This window comes from Afipia clevelandensis ATCC 49720 (assembly GCF_000336555.1).
GTDB classification, from domain to species: Bacteria; Pseudomonadota; Alphaproteobacteria; order Rhizobiales; family Xanthobacteraceae; genus Afipia; species Afipia clevelandensis.
This window is the reverse complement of record NZ_KB375281.1, coordinates 3,117,490-3,137,454: the sequence shown is the minus strand read 5'-3', so window position 1 is coordinate 3,137,454 and position 19,965 is coordinate 3,117,490. Positions and strand designations below refer to the sequence as shown.

Genomic DNA, 19,965 nt, shown 5'->3' with positions numbered 1-19,965 from the left:
ACTTATCAAAGGTATCAGGGCAGACCGAATGGAGACATGTGATCTCTCAAGGCTTAGCGGCATAGGTTTCGAACGGTTAGTGCGAGCCCTTTGCTTCGAAAAACTTGGCCCTGCAGGTGTAGTGTATTCGTCTGGACCAGATGGAGGTAGAGACTTCACTTATGACGGAGCAATCAAGGGTTATGAAGGAAGGAATTGGAGCGGCTATTTAGTAATTCAAGCCAAGTATAAAGACGCGGCAACATCGATCGACGACTTGGCATGGTTCAAGCGTACTCTCGATATCGAACTTGAGAAATTCCGCCGCGCACGAAATGTGCTAAAGAAGCCAAAGTATTACATTATCGCGACTAATCTTCGGCTGTCGGGAGCAGATGGGAAATCAAGCCGAGGGCGTCGCAAAGGGGGACTGACGAAAGCTCTTGAATATCTTGAGCTGTGGAAGAAAGAGCTAGGCGTCACAGATGTTGATATTTGGTCTTACGATAAGATCGTCGATATGTTGGTTGGTCAGCCAGCAATTCGGCATACTTATGCAGCCTGGGTTACACCAGGGGACGTTTTAACGAAGGTTCTAGAACGTTTTGATTCGCAGCATCCAAATTTTTCTGAGATTGTGAGCAGATCGCTCAAGCATCAGCTATTTCGGGATCAATTCGTTCGCCTAAAAGATGCTGGGAGCGTCGGTGATCTGCAGATACGCACGAGCCAAGTATTCGTTGACCTACCCCTAATGCTTGGCGAAAGAGAGCAGAATCTGCTTATACACAATCGCGGTCTATCGAATACGGAAAACCTTCTTGAGCGACGCTCCCGAGTTGTTTCTGCATTGGTCGAACGCTCCCGAGAAAAACTTGATCCAGATTCGTTAGAGCAAGATGAGGAGCGACAGGGGAACGATGAGCGGAGGCCTTCAAAGAACCGCATTGTTTTAATTGGCGGTCCTGGTCAAGGTAAATCGACAGCGAGTCTATTCCTAGCTCAGTTGTTTCGATCCGCCATTCTTGAAAAGCATCCCGGTGCCCGGCGAGATCAGACGGTTCGCGCGTTAATTCCTGAGATACTGAAACGAGCTCAGACAGAGAATATCGGAACTGCCCTACCTCATCGATATCCAATTCACATCTCTCTGCCCCGCTTTGCTGACCAAATAAGCCAAGCCCGGACTGCGCATCAGCAAGTACCTTCCGTGATAGCGTACATTGCATCTGAGCTTTCTCTGAGCTCCGACGACGAAGTTACGCGATCGGAGATCAGAAATTGGCTGAGAGCTCATCCTTGGATCGTGCTGTTCGATGGACTCGATGAAGTTCCGCCTAGTGGCGAGCGATCAGCCATCATCGATGCGATCTCGAATTTTTTTCTGGAGGTAAGCGAAGTAAATGCGGATGTCCTTGCGGTCGTTACAACCCGACCTCAAGGCTACAATCACGATCTCGATGAGAAGCTTTGGGAGCATTGGAGGTTAGCTGAATTAAAACCTGAACAAGCTCTTGCATATGCCGGTGCGTTCGGAGAAGTCCGATACAAAGACGATCTTCAACGGCGGTTAGACGTTCATCGGCAATTACAAAAGGCTGCAGCCCAGACGGCAACCGCGCGCCTTATGGTGAGTCCGCTGCAAGTCACAATCCTGTATTTTATAGTTGATACGGGGGGCGGCGTACCAACAGCGCGATGGACGCTATTCAATGAGTACTTCGAAGTACTCAAAAGGCGCGAAAAAGCCAAAGGGGGAGAAACGCAGCGGATCTTGGAGCGATATCTTCATCGTCTTGGTCCGATACATCATCGTGCTGGGTTAGTTCTGCAGACAGATAGCGAGCATGGCGGCGGTGCCAGAAGTCGGCTCTCTCATGAACGGTTTCGAAGTCTTGTTAGAAGCTACCTTCTTTCGGAGGGCTTCGAGGCTTCTAAGGTCGAGGAGGGTGTTGAGGACCTAATGAGTCTTGCCTTGCATAGACTCGTTCTCCTTTCCTCCCAAGAGGAAGGGTCGATAAGCTTCGACGTGCGGTCTCTACAGGAGTTTATGGCAGCGGCCGCTATAACGTCCGGTGATGAATCCATTATGGAAAAGCGATTAGCTCATCTAGCGGGCAACTCGCATTGGCGACACGTCTTCCAGATCGCCGCGAGCCGGTGCTTTTCAGATGACAGCTTTCATTACAGACGATCTGCAATTGTTGCCATACCCAGGCAGCTCGACGCGGTCGAACCCGATAGACTGTGTTTGAACGGCACTCGTTTGGCCCTCGATCTTGTCGCAGATGGAATCGGTTTTGATCATCCACTATCAAGACGTCCTCTGATTCTTCATGCAATGGAACAGCTCTCTCTCGGCTCTGATCTTGACCCTAGAATAAGCGCCATTTGGGATGAGGCAGACGAAGAAGTAATCGCTCACCACATTACAACGAGAATTGGAGAGGTTGACTCTGTTACACGATCAGCGATTTGGAATCTGTTGTTTCTCTTTTCCGCTATGGAAAGTAAGTGGGCTAATTCAACGATTCTGAAATGGTTGCCACAAGACAATATCGCGGCAATGAAAATAATAGGAAAGACGAACTCATTCTATTTGAGCCAAGAAGTTTTAGACCGGCTTTACATGATATTGAAGGAGATAGGGCCCGCACCCCAACTGGAAGAACTATATCGCCTCTTTTATGCGCTTAAAGAACCTGACAGGTTCAACGAACGTGACGTCGAGAAATTGCGGCTTCTTAGCATCCATGAGCTAGCCTCTCCCGAAGGAGCCGGCCGAAAAGATATTATGTTGGAGCTGCCTCAATCTGATAGCCGAACGATTGTCAACTATGCTTCCTTGAACATGGTTGCGAGCTTTGAGAAGTTTGGTGGGTCAGAGTTTGACGCGGATGCTTGGATACCACTGCGCGCTTCACTCGTATTCCTAAGATCGCCATGTGCGGAATCGCTAGCTCTTAGCCTCGAGATGATTGCGAAGCCTGGCATCTTTGAAAATTCAAAAGTGATTATCGACGCGCTTCCTTGGCCCATCGCTTCAATCGTTGATGCAGCGGATTCTGCCGATGATTTGTATTTGCGGTCCACATTGGCTTTCGAGGGCCAGTACGGGGATCTACAAGATTGGCTTTCTGCAGAAACCCGTTGGGATGAATTCGGAATATCCGAAGCCGATTTGATCGCCAGCACGAAAGAATGGTTCTCAAAAGATGTTGCGCGCATTGGCTGCCCGCGTTGGATTTTAGCCGAGACCAATTATGTTGACGATGATCAAGGGCTTGCTTTGGCAGCGAGAATATATGAGCTGGCAAGCCACTCTGAAACGAAAGGCGTTAAGGACAAATTCCTCGAACTAGCTCATCATGTGACCCTGTTTGGCGTGAGACGCCCAACCCTCGAAAACGCCGAGACTTATTTGGATCTGCTCGCAAAAGGTGCGTCGGAATACATTCCAATGGAAGGAGTTTTAAATATTCCAGATGAAGCTTTAAGGGTTCGCGCCATCGTGCACAAGTTGGCAGTTGCGCTTCGCGAAGCTCGTTTTGATGAGTACGAGCTGGATAGTTTAACGCCTCCGATAATGAAGGCATTCAATGCCTTTCCGGATGAACGGGAGCTGCTGTATCCGTTGTTGAGCGCAATTTCGGTTCAAAAGCGTCAGTTTGATTTCTCAACTCTGAGCTCCGCTGCAGTTTCTCAGCCAGGAGATTCTCCACGAACGCGAGCTGCTACTGCTGCCCTTTCACTTCTGGTCGGGGATGAGGGCGAAGTAAAGAGCAGCATAGATATTTTGGTTCAAGAGCCTATTTTTCAACCCGGTTTGGATTTGGCTGAGCAATTATTGACAAGCAGTTCTGTCTCTGTGGAGCGAAGAATTCACGCCTTGTCCGCTCTGATCGAGGCTACGTCACATACTCTGAATAGCTCGTGGCGGCAGTTTGTCGGCCCGCTGCATATCGCTTTAGATTCACGAAAATCCGGATTAACAGTTAGGGAAACGTGGGTAGATCAACTTAGATTGCCTTCCGACGCTTTTGGAGTTGTGTTGCCTAACAACGGGCTTTGAACAACAACTGGTCCATTCCATCATCAGTTTGCAAAAGCCATTGGCTCTTTCCGCATGACGCAAAAATAGATCGACGGCGACGAGTATCCCTCGATAGAGAGTCAGGAAAGTTTATTGAATTATTCACTCAATGGCTTCTTCGATGAGGGCTTTACCATTTTGTATTGCCTTGATTGAAGACTCAATGGACCAGTCAAGAGAAACAAACTCCAGATCGATCATTGAGAAAAAAATACTTCGATATTTAGCTCGGACGTTCAAGGCCTGGGATATCGATCCTGAGAGAATAAGAACAGTCGGCATGGTCGAATGTTGCATGAAATTCGCGATTTATGGCCAACTGACATAGCTGCGATATCTCAGCAAAAACGAAAATAAAAAGCTAACCCCGAATAAAACTCCAGAGATGATCTTTCCTGCATAATTCTGAAGTCTCTCCAATTCACCCTTGAGTGGCCTTATCTTCCGCTCGGTGCTCACAATTTCTCCAAGAAGGAACTGCTGCAACTTTCTGAAGGAATCCATATCGCAAACGTCTGCTCTCAACCTCGTTAGCAGAGAGTGAGTCTGTATGTGTGATCGCTTTTCAACATCCAAGCATTGGTGCTGTTTATTGGCGGATCAAGCGGTAGAATCGCGGGGCACAAATGATTCACTACATCTAAGCGGGGCTGATCATGCAGTTCCTCGGATCTAGAGAACCGGAGCGACGAGAATCTGTCAGAGGCAGGCATAGATATTTTCAGGTCGAAACTGATGATACTTGGTCCATTCTATCATCAGTCCATGCAAGCCATTATGTTGCTATAAGGTTTGTTCACTTGGATCCCGCAAACCGATGGCAGCTTGTTATAATAGAGCACATCCGAGATTCTCTAAAATCAGTTATCAACTCTGCCTGACCGTCATTCATTTAAACAGATCGGTTCTCGGCGGTGTAGTCCACCGAGTAATGTTTTTGGCCGTAACTTTCGTTGTGCTGAATTTCACTAACCGAAGCCAGCGATCGGCGGTTCGGTAGAATTCCGGTCGCTCGCCCTCGTCAAGAACCAAATTCTCTTGATCCGCGAATAGAACGATAGCCGTGGCAGCATGACGTCTCGAGCTATTGTATCGTATGCCATCTACTTTTTGTCCGTTAATTTCAATGGCCGTTCGCACATATTCTGTAACCACCTGTGTTGGCACGTATTCAACATGAACTCGGTCATCCCGAGCTATGGGACGCGATATTTCCCGACTGATATTGTGAAGAAAGTTAAGCCGAGGTCGCGGATCGTACTCCATGGTATCCGACAGCTCAGCAAAGAAGCTCGGCACTTCCGGGATGCGGGTCAGATCGAGAATCATCAGGTCCCGATCATTTGCAAATTCCGCGACAACGAAAGTGCCAGGGGAATCGGCTGTCTCGGCTAGCGCTGTTTCCTTATCCTCAGCAGCATAAGTCATTACGACGCCGGGCGGACTCATGCGATTTGTTTTGATCGCATGATCAACTGGCGGCGGCCCCAGAGTTGATGCCGAGAAATAACTGGCATCTTTTGGTTGGTAACGCGCTCGGAACAACTTCGTACCGGCCGGTAGTGTAACGAAACCATTGGCGCTCTCTGCGAACTTAAAAATCGTGTGAAGTATTCTTTCGGGCGAAAATAGCTCGTCTTCGTCGTCATAGAGTGACCGATTCCGTTGCGGCCGCAAAAAGAAGAAACGCAGTTCGTGCTTTATAATGCGACAGAAATTTTCCCAGCTGAATTGCAAGCGCTGGTCGGACGACAATCTGAACGGCTCAGCCTCACTCCAAAGGTCGTTATCCACGCCTGCAGAGATAGCATTGTAAAGGCGGCCGTCTCTGTCTTGAGGAAAATCAAGACCTAACTCGTCGAAAACCTCGGAAGTATAATACGTCGAGCCTTGATAACCGCCCTCAGCTGACTCAAAAGGAAGACCAGCGTTGGCTGGATCGTCGAAATGGTGATGTATACAAGCATTGATATGACTTATTACATCATCAAGTGGGGCGGCTATCGGCTCCTTATTCTTTGTCCCGCAAAAACTGCACTCATTCTCTTCTGCGTATGCATTACAGAAGTCCTTCATGCCTTGATCATTGAAGCACTCCGCACAAACAAACTCATCATTCATAAGTGTGTGCCATTTGTGAGCGCTTGATTGGATCGCGAATGCTGCCGCTAAATGTATTCAACTTCTAACTCCAAAGTTGATCTGGCGCGCCAGTGTCGATTGAACTGATCAACTTCGTTTGCGGAATGCGCTCACAGTCCTTGTCTGCGCGGGGCGTTGGTCGGAGGATGCAGCTCCGAGTTTCGCTAAATCGCCAATCGTTAAATCTGCCACTTTGATCTCACTCAGTATTCGTTTTTTCAGCGTCTCCGAGATCGTGAAGCCACGGTCAAGCAGATCCTCATCCAGTTCGCGACCGTACGAGGCGCGGAAAAGCTTGAACACGTCATCCTCGGTAAATTCGATTTGCATGCGGTAGTCGCCAGTGAACTTCAGGGTTTGAGCCCATGCCACCGTGACCTCCCCAAAGTTTTTAAATAGGCCAGGTTTTTGCCGGTTAATGGTCTTCTTAGGATCATCCCGGATAGGAATATCCGACAAGTTATGACTGGCGATCAGATGAGTGCCCATATCGCGATTCCAGCCACGGAGCTTGAGGTCCATTGCAATTCTCCTTGTTTTCGGAAAACCCATCTGATCCCTTCAGCGAAAAGGAGTCAAGCACAGCAAGCCGGTAATTTTATTTCAATATAGGTATATAATCCTCTATATGCCGTGCATTGGGATTCTAAATGATATTATCGAGCAGGCCTGTACGATCGCCTGCGACTGGGTATGGTTCTGCATCCTGATAAATGGTCAGGAGCAAACCGTGTCTCTCGGAAAGCAAGCCAAGCCTCTATCAAAAGGCCAAATTGAAGCCGTACTCGGCTATCTCGCCAAGACCCGCCATCCGATCCGCAACCGACTGATATTCTTGCTCTCAATCAAAGCCGGTCTTCGCGCTCGCGAGATTGCGTTCATAACGTGGCGCATGGTGACAGACGCGCAGGGCGAGATCGGTCAAGCCGTCGTTTTGCAGGACCATGCGAGCAAGGGCCGATCTGGTAGGATTATTCCGCTGAATGAGGAGCTTCGCCGAGCACTCGTCGACTGGCGACAGGTAATTGCGCCGACACCAGACGGTCGCGTCGTCCGCACTGAGCGCTTGGATCAGACTTCACCTCAGGTGATCGTGAATATGTTCGCGCGGTGGTACGAGCACATCGGGTTCAACGGGTGCTCAAGTCACTCGGGACGACGCACGTTCATTACGAATGCGGCAAGAAAGATTTCGCTCGTGGGGGGATCGCTACGCGACGTCCAGATGCTCGCCGGTCACAGCTCGCTTCGTGTGACGCAGCGATACATCGACGGAGAGGAAGACGCGCAGAGGAAGATTGTGGAGCTCGTATAGTCTCCTTGTTTCTTGACGATACTCGCCAAAGGTCATTGAATTGGCGAGCGAGCGTTTTTCACTTTCGCAAATTTCATCAGACGATTTCTTTCTTAGGAGCCTTTATGACCATTTTTCAATTAACCCCTCAACAGATCGAACAATTTGCCAACGAGCCTGAAGTGGACATGGGTGTGCAGGTCGGCATCCAAGGCGACGGAACGCCGCTCGTTGTTGAAAGCGGCCGCATAGCCGTCCTTTACGATGACGACTCCGCCGAACAGCTTAATTTATTTTATGAGTTGGTGGGTGTGGGACGAGACGGAGCATTCTCTGCAGAGGAGTACGGTCAGCGTTTGGAGGCTTGGGTAAGTCGTTTACGGCCTTGTCCTCCGATCACCCCGATGGCTGCCCTCGCAGCTTGGAGCATTCTTCCATTCATCCACATGGGGCCTCGATACCCTCTTCCGGCGACTCCTTGGCGCCCCAGTTATGTCTATGGCCATCTTCCGTTTAAAGGGTTGTGCGGTGGCCAAGACGTGTTCTACCGCTATGAGCAGTTTTCCAAAAGTCAAAGGATCGACAGAGCCAGCAATAGAATCGTCAAACCCGAAACTTATGCGGCTCCTGCATCTGAGAAACCCTTCACTCCTACCGGTCTATCAGCCGTGGGACGATTTGCTCTTCCAAAACTATTGCCCGCTTGCTGGCGCTATGAGCTAACTCCGGTGCGCGGCACACTGGTGTACTATGGAGCTAGTGTTCCGCTGTATGGCCAATCTGGAGGGGCCGTTGAGGTCATGTTTCCCCACCCTTTCGACAACCATGGCAATATCCCTGCGGCTACGGTTCTGCCCATTCTTTAGGGGTCAGCTCCGGAGGTGTCAGTGGCGGAGCTCTTTTTTTGTGCACCGGATCGCACCGTCCCTGCTCTGACTCATAAATACTTCGAAATCTCAGTATTGACGCGCATCTAATAGCGTCCCGTACCCTTCGAAGAAGTGAGGCACTGCGGAAATCCGGTGGACTGAGACACTGGTTGGACCGGCAGGTTCAGCACTACCCGACCAAAGCAAGCAACGGTCGTAAAACGAAGCCTGCAAGAGACGGAAAGCTTTAGACCGTCATGGAAATCGGTGTGATCGTCGGATCGGTCCCGGGAGTACAGCGCAGACAAGCGGAGAGTAATGGGTCATTTCGCACTGCCTGACCCACCCCACAACTGGGTTTCTCTGATCCGATGTTTCCGAGGCACTATACGCACGCCACGGGTCCACTTAGCCGCGATAGGCTAAGTGTATCCAAAACACTGCCGCACATAAGTTTAGAAGGTTGGATGGGCTTAAGAAGCTGGTCAACCGAAGGCTCACCCGAGCGAAGCGAGGGTGAGTGAATAGAAGCCATTCAGCGCATCGGCTTCCAAGTTTTATCCCGTATCGCGATCATGACTTCGGCAACCGGCGATAAGGTTTTGTCGGATTTCGACGCAGCCACCGTTTCGACGGCATCCCAGTCGATCTTCACGACGCCATCAGAACCAACAGAATACAGCGCTGTAACTTCCGGCGACGCTTGCTGTATTCGCATCGTCTTGACCGATTTCGGAGCGTCCTGAGCAAGGCTAGGTGGCCCACAGAAGGCGATCATAAGGGCCGCTGTAAAAACCCGCATCGTTCCCCAAGTGCGTTGCATAGGCAGCAATCCCCAATTCTCGGCTCATCCGATCTCGACAAGCGTGAGGCTAGTCTTGTTAATTCCACCCATTGGAAATGGCGAGATGAACGAATGAGCAGCAAAGACTACGCCGAAATGATTAAAAAGGCGACGCTTGAGCTTAAAGCAATTGGCGAGTCGCGGCGGATAGAGCAAGCCGAACGTCTGCGCGAAGACGGGAGGTTGACGGCCGACGAAATTGACCTTGTGCTAAAACACGGTTGGCAAATTTCCTTTACACCTAAGCGGAAGGACGATGTCGCTGGCGAAGAGTTTCACACCATAGCAAAGACTGTTGCGAAGCATCCGAAGCTTTCAGTTAGTAGAGCATTCCACCTCACCGGACTTGATCCATTTTCACCGAATGACTGGCTGTATCTCGCCGATGCGTTGGCATCGATAGTCCTTCGCGGTCCTCGTAAAGTCTCACGCAACGAGGGTTTTCAGGCAAGACTCAAGGCAGATGTTCGCGTGGTGCGAGCGGCATATCCCACTGTTACGATGACCGAGTTGATCATGGCGCTCCACGCTATGGATAAGAAAACCTACTCGATGTCTGAACCCACCCTTAAGAACTATCTTCGAAAGGCTGGCATCAAGGGTCTAGCGCGCGAAAGCAGTTATACGAAACCTCGCAAGCTCGTTGTTACCAGACCTCAGGGCCTGTAATTCGCACAAACTCGCGGGCCCATTATAAGGTGCCCCATCGCCTGTCTCGCCTCCAGTAGATGGATATCGCCGCCTCAATCGAAGCGGTTGGGCCAAGCCCACCATCTAGATGCCCCGCACCAGCAGAGCTGGCCGGGGCGAGGAGCTGAAAATGAAAAAGTCGAATAAACAGAAGAACGCTGCAGTCGCTCGTAAGCGGGAGCGCCGCAATCGCAGGTTCGCCGCGCGAGCCAATCAGAACCATCGGACGCCTGCCAAAACCGGCGCGGCGGATCTGGCCAATCATCTTTCCGAGGCGTTCCTCAAGAATGCGGATTGGAGGCCGCCCACGATCAAGATGTCGGAACAGGAACGTGATAACTATCATGTGCGGATGATGCGTCTTCCGTACAAAGTGCCCCTGCAACGGGATAACTGCTTCGTCGCGGTCAACAGCAAGACCTACAGCGACAAGAATGACCCTCTGGAATATCAGACGGGTAAGCAGATGCTGCTCTGGCAGGAGATTCTGGATTCTATCCGGCCAGCTGGCATCGACTTCGTGAAGTCAGGTGGAGTCATCTGGGATTCAATTGATCTTCAGCCTCCAAAGCACCTCGTCGAGTCGGTTGTATCCGTTCACGACATCGATGATGCCACCCACCGCGCCGTTAACGCAGCGCTGTTCGCGGCCTATAACACTTCGCCTGTTCCCGCCAACATGGAAACAGTCGGATTGGCCTTGGCTGCCTTCATCCACGCTCATCCGCACTTCAAGAATATTGCCGACGACGGCGAGTTTCATCAGCCGTTCGGTGAATACACGTTCTGGAAGCTGCTGAAGCCGTACAAGTTCTGAGTATCAACACAGCGGAAGTACTAAAAGTTGCGACATAACGATCAGATCGGCTCAGGCAACTGAGCCGGTCTTCTCGTCTCCTGTAGTTATCTTCAACCTAACCGTAATGGCCGTTCAGAAATTCCCATCCGCCAATTTCAGTACGGCGCTTCAAGATCGCTTCGATAGCATTCAGCGCGTCAGCCGCGAGCCGATAGAAGTACACAGTTTTTCCACCGGCGACGGATTGGGCTTTGGTCTTGCCCGATTGTTCGAGCTTGAGGCCGATCAAACCAAGTATTGCTTGCAGCTGGCTGACTCCCGCCCCGCCGTCCTTTCGGACTTCGATCCCCAGCATGTTCTCGATAACGGGCTTTTCCGCTGCGACTTTTGTCATCCATGGCTCCAACGTCAGCTTGGTAACGATGCTGTCGCGCAGGAAACGTCCGTTGGAAAAAATCCCAGCATCGGTCAGCAGATGGTACAGGAGCTTGGCTACCGTCCGTTCGTCGCGGAGGAAACGCGTCTTAAGACCAAACATCTCTGCCTTATCCAAGTCGAGACTGGCCATGCCTTCTGCCGCCTGACGGCAGAATCTCATTAACCCCTCATATCGGACGATTCGCTCGCGTAGCTGGCCCCGATCATCTTGGTCGATCAGCTCGTCCGTGAGGGGCTGTCTGTAGAAACGCTCGATTCTCGTCCGGGCAAAAGACAGCCGCTCAGCGACGTCGATCTCGTCGTTGTCCAGAATACGCTGCTCGATGTCCTCAAAGGCCTCCTTGTCGAGCGGAGGTGCCGACACGAGCCGTTTGCGGTAAGCTGCATCGGCGAGTAGTCGACCCATCGCCTTGAGCGCACCGCCTTCACTGGCTATTGCGGGATCACTCTCGACAAACTCAATGATGTGGCCGTGTCGGCGCTTCATGGCGATGAAGTGCCGCTTCAGGTTGTTTTTGGAAGCAAGCTGCTGAGAACGGGCCAACGCAGCCATATCGATGAGTGGGTCGTCCGTATGGTAGATCGGACGCATATCGTCGTCGTATGTGGCGAGCACACTCTTGTAGAGCTGCTTTTGCTGAATCTCGCGCTTAACGACGTCCACTGCAGTATCAAAGTTGAATCGTCGTGGGCTTATCCAGACTCGAACTGCGCCTGGGTGACGGACGCGCCAAATCTGCTGGTCGAAGTCGAAGTGAGTTGTGATTCCTGCCTCGAAGAACCCGTAGACCACATCGATCTTGGCCTCTCGACCGGGAAACGTAATGTCGACGCCTGTCCCTAGAGAGGGAGAGGTGAGAATGGCGTCGTAATCCAGTGCGAGCTTGGCAGGATCGGCGATGAACGCCTTCACGCCTTCGTCCGATGTCGTGTCGGATGTAACGAGAATACTTCGGACCCCAACCTCGGTTGTCTCCTTCAGACCCTCATGCAGCGAACTGACGAGCTTCTTGGAGTTCGACGTCACGAAGACCCGCTTTCCGTCAGCAACAGCTTGCTTGAGATCGCCGATCATGTGCTCTCGTGATTCGAACATCTGCAGCGGTGCGGCGGTCTTGCGGTCGTTTAGGACGAGTGTGCTCTCTTTAAAGCCGGTTCCTTGTCTCGGCTGCGCCAGCTTTGAAAGGGTCTCGAACGTGAGCCATCCAAGGTCTGCGTCGAGCGCTATAATTGTCTTGGCATGCCGCAGCTGAGCACAAAATATCTCGAACAGATCGTGCCGCGTGGTCGCATCGATCGTGTCGGATAGAAAATGCGATAGAACCTGCTCAGATTCATCGATGATGATGCGCTCAAACAGGTTTTCCTTTTGCTGCATTTGGTATGGCGTAATGTGGTCAAGCCACTTCAGGCGGTGCAGACTGTCAACGCAGACGCCAAGGCGCTTTTCTTGCAACGCTCCAGTGAAATCCAGATAACACTGAAGGCCCAAGCGGTCGCAGCTTTGCCGGATCAGCGCGGTTCGGTGTCCGATCAGCAACGTGGACTTCTTGTCGTCCTGCAACTCGTGCTTTAGGAGCTCGGTCTTACCGGTGCCCTTAGGGCTCTTGATGAAAACGAGGCCCTTGGGAAAGGGGTTCGGAAATTTCAGGTACTCGCTCTCATATCGATAGATGTTCGAACGCGCTAAACCCTCGTGATACTGAACCCCGCTGGGGAGCAGCATCTTTGTAAATGGTCCAAGGTCGTCCTTCATGTCGCTGTAGTACTGCTCAGCCTCTGCGACCCGCCTGTCGAAGTCGGAGAAATCGTCGCCTTGTCTTCCGTTTGGAGGCCAGAAGGTCTGCGCGCATGACGAGCAGTGGATTCCCGTAGTGCCAGCACGCGACTCGACGATAAACGCGCTCGCATTCAAGTCACGGTGAAAGGGGCAGTGGACGGTGGCTCCAACCGAAATCTCGTCGAAGCGTCGGTGCTCTCCATTTTGAAGCTGAATCATCCTGTCGGGTGAAACTGGAAGTTTGGACGTGGTCGTCGTCCGGCCGAGTTTATCGCTGTCGTACTGGTCGCTTTCGAGACCCTGCGCGATCAGTTCGTCGAGAACTTCGGTGGAAAGAGATTTGTCTAACAGCTGCGGATTCGATCCCCGGGAACCGTAAAACAGCCGAGCCGCGTCTGTGGAGGCTAGGTCTCCGCCCAAACGCAGTGCGAGGCTACGGTAGGCCGCTTTCATGTCGCGCGCCGATTCTATGGTACGGGCTAGAGCGAAGACCAATCGAAAGCGGTGACGCTCCGCCGTATGGCTGGGCGTGGTGTAGAGGATGGTTGCATGGCTCTGGACGAAGGGGTCTTTAAGAGCATCATCAATCGTCCGTGTGCCGTCGACGTCGACGGCGAGAACGTCAGATGCAACGAAGTTGCTCGCCTTCCGCGAGCCGTCGAGTTCGCAGGAAAAGGCCATCCCGCCGTCGATGTACTCGGCAAGTTCACGCGGGGTGACGGCCATGTTGACCCAGCCCTTCGCGAAAAGGCTGGCGTCGTCCGCTTCGTTTTTATTGATGAGCTTGGGATTGATCGATAGGCGGAGCTGCCGATCCAGAACTGATCCTGACATGCCGCGTTAATAGCGGATGAGGGGATAGCGCCGCCGATTTTTATACAGCGATCATTTTTCGTCCCTGTTATCCCCTCCCGTCGGGGATGAGTCCGGACAATTAGCCATCATATTAGAATATGAGGTACTAATAACCGGCAATATTCCGGTTATTAGACCCTAACATAAACAGGTGATGGCCTCCGGCGGCCGCGATCTCGAGCGCGCGCTTGGCGCTTTCCTGGCCCTTGATATCGCGCAGGTCGAGGGATGCGATCTGGCGCTCGGCGATCTTCGGTTCGGGCCGCGAGAGCACCTGCGTGCCCTTGAAGTGATTGGCGATCTGGATCAGCGAGGCCGCCGCCACGATCTGGATTTCCGGGCTGGCCCACGCGGCCTCGGCGCCGCATGCTGCGGGACAGATCAATCCTTCGTCGCGTGCATTCGCGCCGATGGCGGCGGGCAGCACTCCGGCCACAGGCGCAATCGAGCCATCGAGGCCGAGTTCGCCGAGCACGGTAAAGCCGCTCAGTGCATCCGGCGGGATCGCGCCGATGGCGGCCATCAGCCCAAGTGCGATGGGAAGATCGTAATGACTGCCTTCCTTGGGCAGGTCGGCGGGCGCGAGATTGACGGTGATTCGCCGGGCCGGCAGCGCAAGGCCGGAGGCGATCAGGGCGGAGCGGACCCGCTCGCGGGCTTCGGAGACGGCCTTGTCCGGCAGGCCGACAATATGAAACGCCGGCAAACCCGGCGAGACCTGAACCTGCACGTCCACCGCGCGGGCCTCGATCCCCTCAAATGCCACCGTGGAAACGCGCTGAACCATGGCTTCCTCGCCCCCGTTGCCAATGCTAGCAGGAACCTCTCTTTTCGCAAGAACATTTCAGGAACATGGAACCGTAATTTGACAGGTGCCTGAACCGGCGAAAGAATTTCATTCAATCAACAAGAACGACAGGGCAGGAAATCATGACGGGGACATCATCGCGGCGGCGAATCCTTCTCGCCGGCGGGGCCATGGCCGCTGCGGGAGTGGGCGCTGCCTTATTGGGCGGCCGGGCGCGGCGGCAGGCGCCGAAGGTCGAGACCGCCGTCGCCAATCCGAAAGCGAAACGGCCCAACATCCTCATCATCATGAGCGATCAGGAGCGGCACTGGAGCAGTTTGCCGAATGATCTTCCGCTGCCGGGCCACGATCTCCTGCGCGAGCGCGGCATCTCGTTTGCGAACTATCACATCCACACCACGCCATGTTCGCCGAGCCGCTCGACCTTCTATTTCGGCCAGCACACCCAGCACACCAAAATGGTGGTCAATCACGGCGCACCGCCATTTCCGGAAGTGCCGAACACCCTTGTCAGTCTCGGCGATCTGTTCCGGGCGCAGGGTTATTACACCGCCTACAAGGGCAAGTGGCATCTCAGCCATATCGGCGGCAATCACAACCTGACCTACGGTCCGTTTCCCAACACCAGCGACGAACTCGAACCGTTCGGTTTTTCCGATTTCAACATCGACGGCGATCCGCATGGCGCGACATGGACCGGCTTTCGCTATGACGGGCAGATCGCGGCGGATGCCAGCATCTGGCTGAAGGACCGGGCCACGAAGCTGAACGACGAAGGCAAGCCGTGGCTGCTCGCGGTCAACTTCGTCAATCCGCATGACATCATGTATTTTTCGAGCGGCGACGATCAGGTGCGTTCGCGCATTGATCCGAACATGCTGGCGCCGATCTCGCGTCCGCCGGTCGGCGGGGTTTACGACACGGCATGGCCCGGGCCGCTGCCGGACAGTTTCTACAGGGCCGACATCAGCAAGCGGAACTGGTCGCAGCGCTCCTATGCCGCGTTCTGCGACATGATCTACGGCCGCTTTCCAAAGGACGATGAAACCGTCTGGCGCGACAACCAGAGCTATTATTTCAACTGCCTGCGCGATGTGGATCATCACGCCTCCACCGTGCTGGCGCGGCTCAAGGATCTCGGCCTCGATGACAATACGATCGTGATCTATCTCTCCGATCACGGCGAAATGGCCGGTGCGCAGAAGCTGCGGCAGAAGGGGCCGCACATGTTCCGCGAGAACATTCACGTTCCGCTGATCGTTTGTCATCCCGATGTGAAAACCGGCGGCGGATCGACGACATCGGCACTGGCCAGCCCGATCGACATGATTCCGACGCTTCTGGCATGGGCTGGCGTGGATGACGCTGCGCGTCGCACGAAATATCCGTATCTGAAGGGGATCGACGTTTCGAGCGCTGTCACCGGCGCGTCATCGCCGAGCGAGCGCGACCGTCTCGGCATTCTCTACAACTACGGCGTGGCTCACTATTGGGACCCGGTCTACACCGAGAAGGCGATCAACCATCACACCACGGCCGACAAGCTGTTCCTGATCCGCCAGATCTTCAACACCGGCGAGTTCTTCCCGTCGCTGGAAAATCCCGGCCTGTTCCGCGGCGTGTTCGACGGGCGCTACAAGTTCGCGCGCTACTTCCGCCCCTCGCAGCATCACATTCCGAGCGATTTCGAGATGCTGAAAAAGTACAACGAGCTCGAACTCTACGACACCCGCGACGACCCGCATGAATTGAACAATCTCGCGCTGCAGCCGGACGCCGTGAAGGACGAGCTGATGCGCCTTTGCAACATGAGCAACGCCTTGATCGCCCGTGAGATCGGCACCGATGACGGCCGCGAATTCACCGGCCCGCGCAACTGGTACAAGCTGACGGATAAGTTGCCCGGGAGCCCGGCATGAGAAACTGGCCGGCTATCGCACTGCTCGCTGCAACGGGCATTCTGCATGTCTATCAGTTCTGGCTGACACCGCCGTCGCTGCCGATGGTGACGACAGTGCTGTTCGGGTTTGTCTATCTCGGTATCGGCATTGCGCTGATTTTCGCCGGCCGCAAGGCGCTGTGGACTGCGCGGATCGTTCCGGCGGTCGGCGCGGTGCTCGCGCTTGGCAGCGTGGCGCAGGGCCAGCAGAAATTGCTGCCCTGGGTGCTGCCCTTCGTGATGGTCGATCTTGTGGTGCTGTGGCTGGTCTGGCGCAAGCGTCCGGTGCAAACGTAAACGGCAGCGCCTTGGCGCTGCCGTTCGTCGTCGCGTTTCGTCGGGTCAGAGATTCATGATCATCGGTTCGGCGATGTAACGGAAGCCGTCGCCCGCCTTCACCACATGACCATAGCCCGGCCACGGGAAGTGATACGACATCACCGCCGTCTTGTTCGCTGCGAGCATGTCCAGCATCTTCACCCGCGTCGCCGCCGCCATTTTCGGATCGGAGTCGTAGGCGAATTCCATGCGCGGGCGTTCGAGCAGCAGGATCTGGTGGTGCGTCAGATCGCCGAGGAAGGCGAATGACTTGCCGTCAGACTGGATCATGAACATGTGGTGGCCGAAGGTGTGGCCCGGCGCGGCAAGCGCCGTGATGCCGGGCAGGAACTCCTGACCGTCCTTGAAGAACACGACGCGGTCGCGCACCGGCATCAGGTTCTTGCGGGCATGGACGATGAAATCCTTCAGCGGCCCGTCCATCTTCTTCTCATCGGTCCAGAATTCCAGGTCGGTCTGGCTGATATAGACCTGCGCGTTCGGGAACAACGGCTTGCCGTCGGCGCCGACGATACCGCCGATATGGTCGATATGCGCGTGCGAGCAGACGATGGCGTCGACGTCTTCCGGCTTGAGGCCGGCCTCGGTGATGCTCTTTTGCAAGCGCCCGGTGGTCGGGCCGAACAGCTTCGATGTGCCCATGCCGGTGTCGAACAGCACGATACGATCGCCGAAATTCACAATCGGTGCATTCTGCTCAAGCACGACATTGCTGGTGGACAGGAAGTTGTCACTCAGCATTTTCTTCACGTCTTCCTTCGGCACGCCGATAAAGGTGCCGGAAGGATCGCCGAGCGGCAGAGGCCCGTCGGACACCACGGTGACTTCCGCGCTGCCGAGCGTGAAGCGATGGAAATAGGGCGCCTGCGTGCCGAGCTTCGGAGCCTTTGCCAGCGCACCGCCGCTGATTGTCGTCGCAGCAAGTCCGGCGCCAAGACCCGCGCCGAGAGCAAGGAGAGATCGTCGTGAAACATCGAGAGTCATGCGTTCCTCCGTTGAATTTTGTTGTTGGCCGTCGCGGGTACGATTATGCGGCCCGTTCCGGCGAACTGGCAAGCGCGCGTGCAACGGCGCACGCGCCAGAGCGTGACGCCGTCATGACAATTTCAGTCGAGATATTCTGAAAATCAGGCGGTCTGGGAGGCCGTCTGTGTGGCAATGCCGGGCGCCAGCGGCGCATCGGCGGCGTCAACACGGGCGGCTTTCGGCGAAATGCGAAGACCGAACACATGCGGAAAACGCATGATCTCGACATCGAAGTCCGGCGTGGTGACGGGTGTGATCGCGGCCGCGGCCTTGGGCGCATACAGGCGTCCCCAAAGGTCGACGCCAGCGAATTGCGGGAACTGGTTGAGGCGCAGGTTGCCGATGCTGCCGTCGAACTTCAGCAACTGGCGCGCGCGATCGTTGATCATCAGCACCCAGCCATCGGTGGTGTGGCCGGCGTCGTTGGCGATGGGCGATGCGATCACCATGGCGTCCGGCGCGGTCCGGAACAGATGATCGTAGACCTCGAGCTGATAGCTGATCAGCTCGGAATAGATCACCAGCATCACGGCGCCGTTTCCGAGCCTGATCGGGAGCACCAGCCGCTGCCAGACCCGGCCGCTTTGCGATTCATTGCCGGTAAAGCGGATGAAGCAGGGGGCCATCCTGCTCGCACTCTGGCGGTAGACATCGAGAAATTCACGCCGCACCGGGTTGGCGCTCTGCGATAGCAGCATGCCGGCGAGTTGCTCCTGCGAGGCGTCCCGGATCGTCTTCCCGACGTAGACGTAGAGGAAGTCGTCGCCGGTGCTGATCAGGTGGGTCATGTTGGCCTGCAGCGGAAAGTCCGATTCCTCGGTCAGGCGCTGCAGGTTCAAGTCATTGGTATCGTGGAGAGTTTTCCACTTTACCCACAGGTATTCCATCGCAGCCGTGGTCAGCTCGCGCGGGATGGATGTGCCGCTAAAGACTTCAATCGCCATGGGTCCCAGCCTGTTCGGTGCACGCATACCGCGTAACCCGCGATCGCGCACGCCTCCGGAGGCCAGATTGTCAGACGATGGTCAGCAATTGATTAAAGCAAGGGCAGCCTTGCAGCCGCCGCGTCACTTGCGCTTGGCGGCGATGACATCCCAGATTTTTGCCGCAACGTCGGGGCCGCCAAGCCGTGCGATGGCACGGATGCCGGTCGGCGAGGTGACGTTGATCTCGGTGAGGTGGCCGTCGATCACGTCGATGCCCACGAACAGCAGCCCACGCTCGCGCAGTGCCGGCCCGAGCCGCTCGCAGATTTCGCGTTCGCGCGGCGACAGGTCGGTCGCAGCCGCCGCGCCGCCGCGCACCATGTTGGAGCGCAGGTCGTCGGCCGCGGGCACGCGGTTCACCGCGCCGGCGAATTCGCCGTCGACGAGGATGATGCGCTTGTCGCCGTGCTTCACCTCGGGAAGGAAACGCTGGATCACCCACGGTTCGCGGAATGTCACCGAGAACATGTCGTAAAGCGAGCCGAAATTCATGTCGTTCGGGGTGATGCGGAACACTGCCGCGCCGCCATGGCCATACAGAGGCTTCATCACCACATCGCCATGCTCGGCGCGGAAGGCATTGATCTCGTCCTTGTCGCGCGAGATCAGCGTCGGCGGCATCAGGTCCGCGAACTCCATGACGAAGATCTTTTCCGGAGCGTTGCGTACGCTGGCCGGGTTGTTGACCACCAGCGTTTTCGGATGGATGCGTTCGAGGAAATGCGTGGTGGTGATGTAGGCGAGATCGAACGGCGGGTCTTGCCGCAGCAGGATCACGTCGAAGGATTCGAGATCGACGCGCTTGGGCTCGCCCAGCGTGAAGTGATCGCCTTCCTGATCGCGCACGGTGAGCGGCTGCACGCTCGCCACCAGTTGCTCGCCCCGGAGAGAAAGTTTCTCCGGCGTGTAGTAGGAGATAGCATGGCCGCGCTTCTGCGCTTCCAGCAGCAAAGCGAAGGTGGAGTCGCCGCGAATATTGATCCGCGCGATGGGGTCCATCTGGACGGCGACGTTCAGCTTCATGATATTCAAACCCGGCTGTTGATCTGTTGCGGCGGCAATCTGTGCGATTTGGCGCGATCTT

Annotated in this window: 14 protein-coding genes and 1 pseudogene; 7 read left to right on the top strand and 8 right to left on the bottom strand. The window is 54.7% G+C overall.

The genetic code is table 11. The features are described from left to right. The first annotated feature begins 28 nt into the window (after positions 1-28). The gene (locus HMPREF9696_RS21690; RefSeq protein WP_157170035.1) at positions 29-4,051 is read left to right on the top strand and encodes an NACHT domain-containing protein; all 4,023 of its coding nucleotides are present in this window, start codon (positions 29-31) and stop codon (positions 4,049-4,051) included. Positions 4,052-4,960: 909 nt separating this feature from the next. Here HMPREF9696_RS21690 and HMPREF9696_RS14985 read toward each other — a convergent pair. Then, positions 4,961-6,193 carry a HEPN-associated N-terminal domain-containing protein gene (locus HMPREF9696_RS14985; protein WP_002713878.1) on the bottom strand — a complete coding sequence of 411 codons (1,233 nt, stop codon included), beginning with the start codon at positions 6,191-6,193 and terminating at the stop codon, positions 4,961-4,963. A 108-nt stretch (positions 6,194-6,301) separates the two neighbouring features. Beyond that, positions 6,302-6,736, bottom strand: coding sequence for a hypothetical protein (locus HMPREF9696_RS14980; protein WP_002713877.1), 435 nt, complete (start codon positions 6,734-6,736; stop codon positions 6,302-6,304). 208 nt (positions 6,737-6,944) lie between these two features. Here HMPREF9696_RS14980 and HMPREF9696_RS14975 point away from each other — a divergent pair, with 208 nt between their 5' ends. Further along, entirely contained in the window at positions 6,945-7,529 is a 585-nt protein-coding gene (locus tag HMPREF9696_RS14975) for a tyrosine-type recombinase/integrase (RefSeq protein WP_040302082.1), read from the top strand. 104 nt (positions 7,530-7,633) lie between these two features. Next, on the top strand, positions 7,634-8,374 hold the full coding sequence (locus tag HMPREF9696_RS14970) for a hypothetical protein (protein WP_002713875.1): 741 nt from the start codon (positions 7,634-7,636) through the stop codon (positions 8,372-8,374). 538 nt (positions 8,375-8,912) lie between these two features. Here HMPREF9696_RS14970 and HMPREF9696_RS14965 read toward each other — a convergent pair. Then, positions 8,913-9,200: a hypothetical protein gene (locus tag HMPREF9696_RS14965; protein ID WP_245259233.1), complete on the bottom strand. Its 288-nt coding sequence runs from the start codon at positions 9,198-9,200 to the stop codon at positions 8,913-8,915. Positions 9,201-9,293: 93 nt separating this feature from the next. Here HMPREF9696_RS14965 and HMPREF9696_RS14960 point away from each other — a divergent pair, with 93 nt between their 5' ends. After that, positions 9,294-9,890, top strand: a complete 597-nt coding sequence (locus HMPREF9696_RS14960; RefSeq protein ID WP_002713874.1) for a hypothetical protein — start codon at positions 9,294-9,296, stop codon at positions 9,888-9,890. A 151-nt stretch (positions 9,891-10,041) separates the two neighbouring features. After that, positions 10,042-10,728, top strand: a complete 687-nt coding sequence (locus HMPREF9696_RS14955; RefSeq protein WP_002713873.1) for a hypothetical protein — start codon at positions 10,042-10,044, stop codon at positions 10,726-10,728. A 97-nt stretch (positions 10,729-10,825) separates the two neighbouring features. Here HMPREF9696_RS14955 and HMPREF9696_RS14950 read toward each other — a convergent pair whose 3' ends face one another. Together HMPREF9696_RS14950 and HMPREF9696_RS14945 are read right to left on the bottom strand one after the other, a co-directional pair. Next, positions 10,826-13,762: a plasmid replication protein, CyRepA1 family gene (locus tag HMPREF9696_RS14950; RefSeq protein WP_002713872.1), complete on the bottom strand. Its 2,937-nt coding sequence runs from the start codon at positions 13,760-13,762 to the stop codon at positions 10,826-10,828. 154 nt (positions 13,763-13,916) lie between these two features. After that, positions 13,917-14,570 (bottom strand): annotated as a pseudogene (locus tag HMPREF9696_RS14945) (magnesium chelatase domain-containing protein); the annotation flags it as partial. Positions 14,571-14,713: 143 nt separating this feature from the next. On the opposite strand from HMPREF9696_RS14945, the gene HMPREF9696_RS14940 reads away from it, so the two are divergent. Beyond that, positions 14,714-16,510 carry a sulfatase family protein gene (locus HMPREF9696_RS14940; protein WP_002713870.1) on the top strand — a complete coding sequence of 599 codons (1,797 nt, stop codon included), beginning with the start codon at positions 14,714-14,716 and terminating at the stop codon, positions 16,508-16,510. Continuing rightward, the gene (locus tag HMPREF9696_RS14935) at positions 16,507-16,827 is read left to right on the top strand and encodes a hypothetical protein (RefSeq protein ID WP_002713869.1); all 321 of its coding nucleotides are present in this window, start codon (positions 16,507-16,509) and stop codon (positions 16,825-16,827) included. The genes HMPREF9696_RS14940 and HMPREF9696_RS14935 overlap by 4 nt, the downstream gene beginning before the upstream one ends. A 45-nt stretch (positions 16,828-16,872) precedes the next feature. Here HMPREF9696_RS14935 and HMPREF9696_RS14930 read toward each other — a convergent pair whose 3' ends face one another. The 3 genes from HMPREF9696_RS14930 to gshB form a co-directional block, all read right to left on the bottom strand. Beyond that, positions 16,873-17,853 (bottom strand): MBL fold metallo-hydrolase, encoded by a 981-nt coding sequence (locus tag HMPREF9696_RS14930; protein WP_002713868.1) that lies wholly within the window; start codon positions 17,851-17,853, stop codon positions 16,873-16,875. A 143-nt stretch (positions 17,854-17,996) separates the two neighbouring features. Next, the gene (locus HMPREF9696_RS14925) at positions 17,997-18,839 is read right to left on the bottom strand and encodes a hypothetical protein (RefSeq protein ID WP_002713867.1); all 843 of its coding nucleotides are present in this window, start codon (positions 18,837-18,839) and stop codon (positions 17,997-17,999) included. Between the two features lie 123 nt (positions 18,840-18,962). Then, positions 18,963-19,904 carry a glutathione synthase gene (gshB, locus tag HMPREF9696_RS14920; RefSeq protein ID WP_002713866.1) on the bottom strand — a complete coding sequence of 314 codons (942 nt, stop codon included), beginning with the start codon at positions 19,902-19,904 and terminating at the stop codon, positions 18,963-18,965. Between the last annotated feature and the right edge of the window lie 61 nt (positions 19,905-19,965).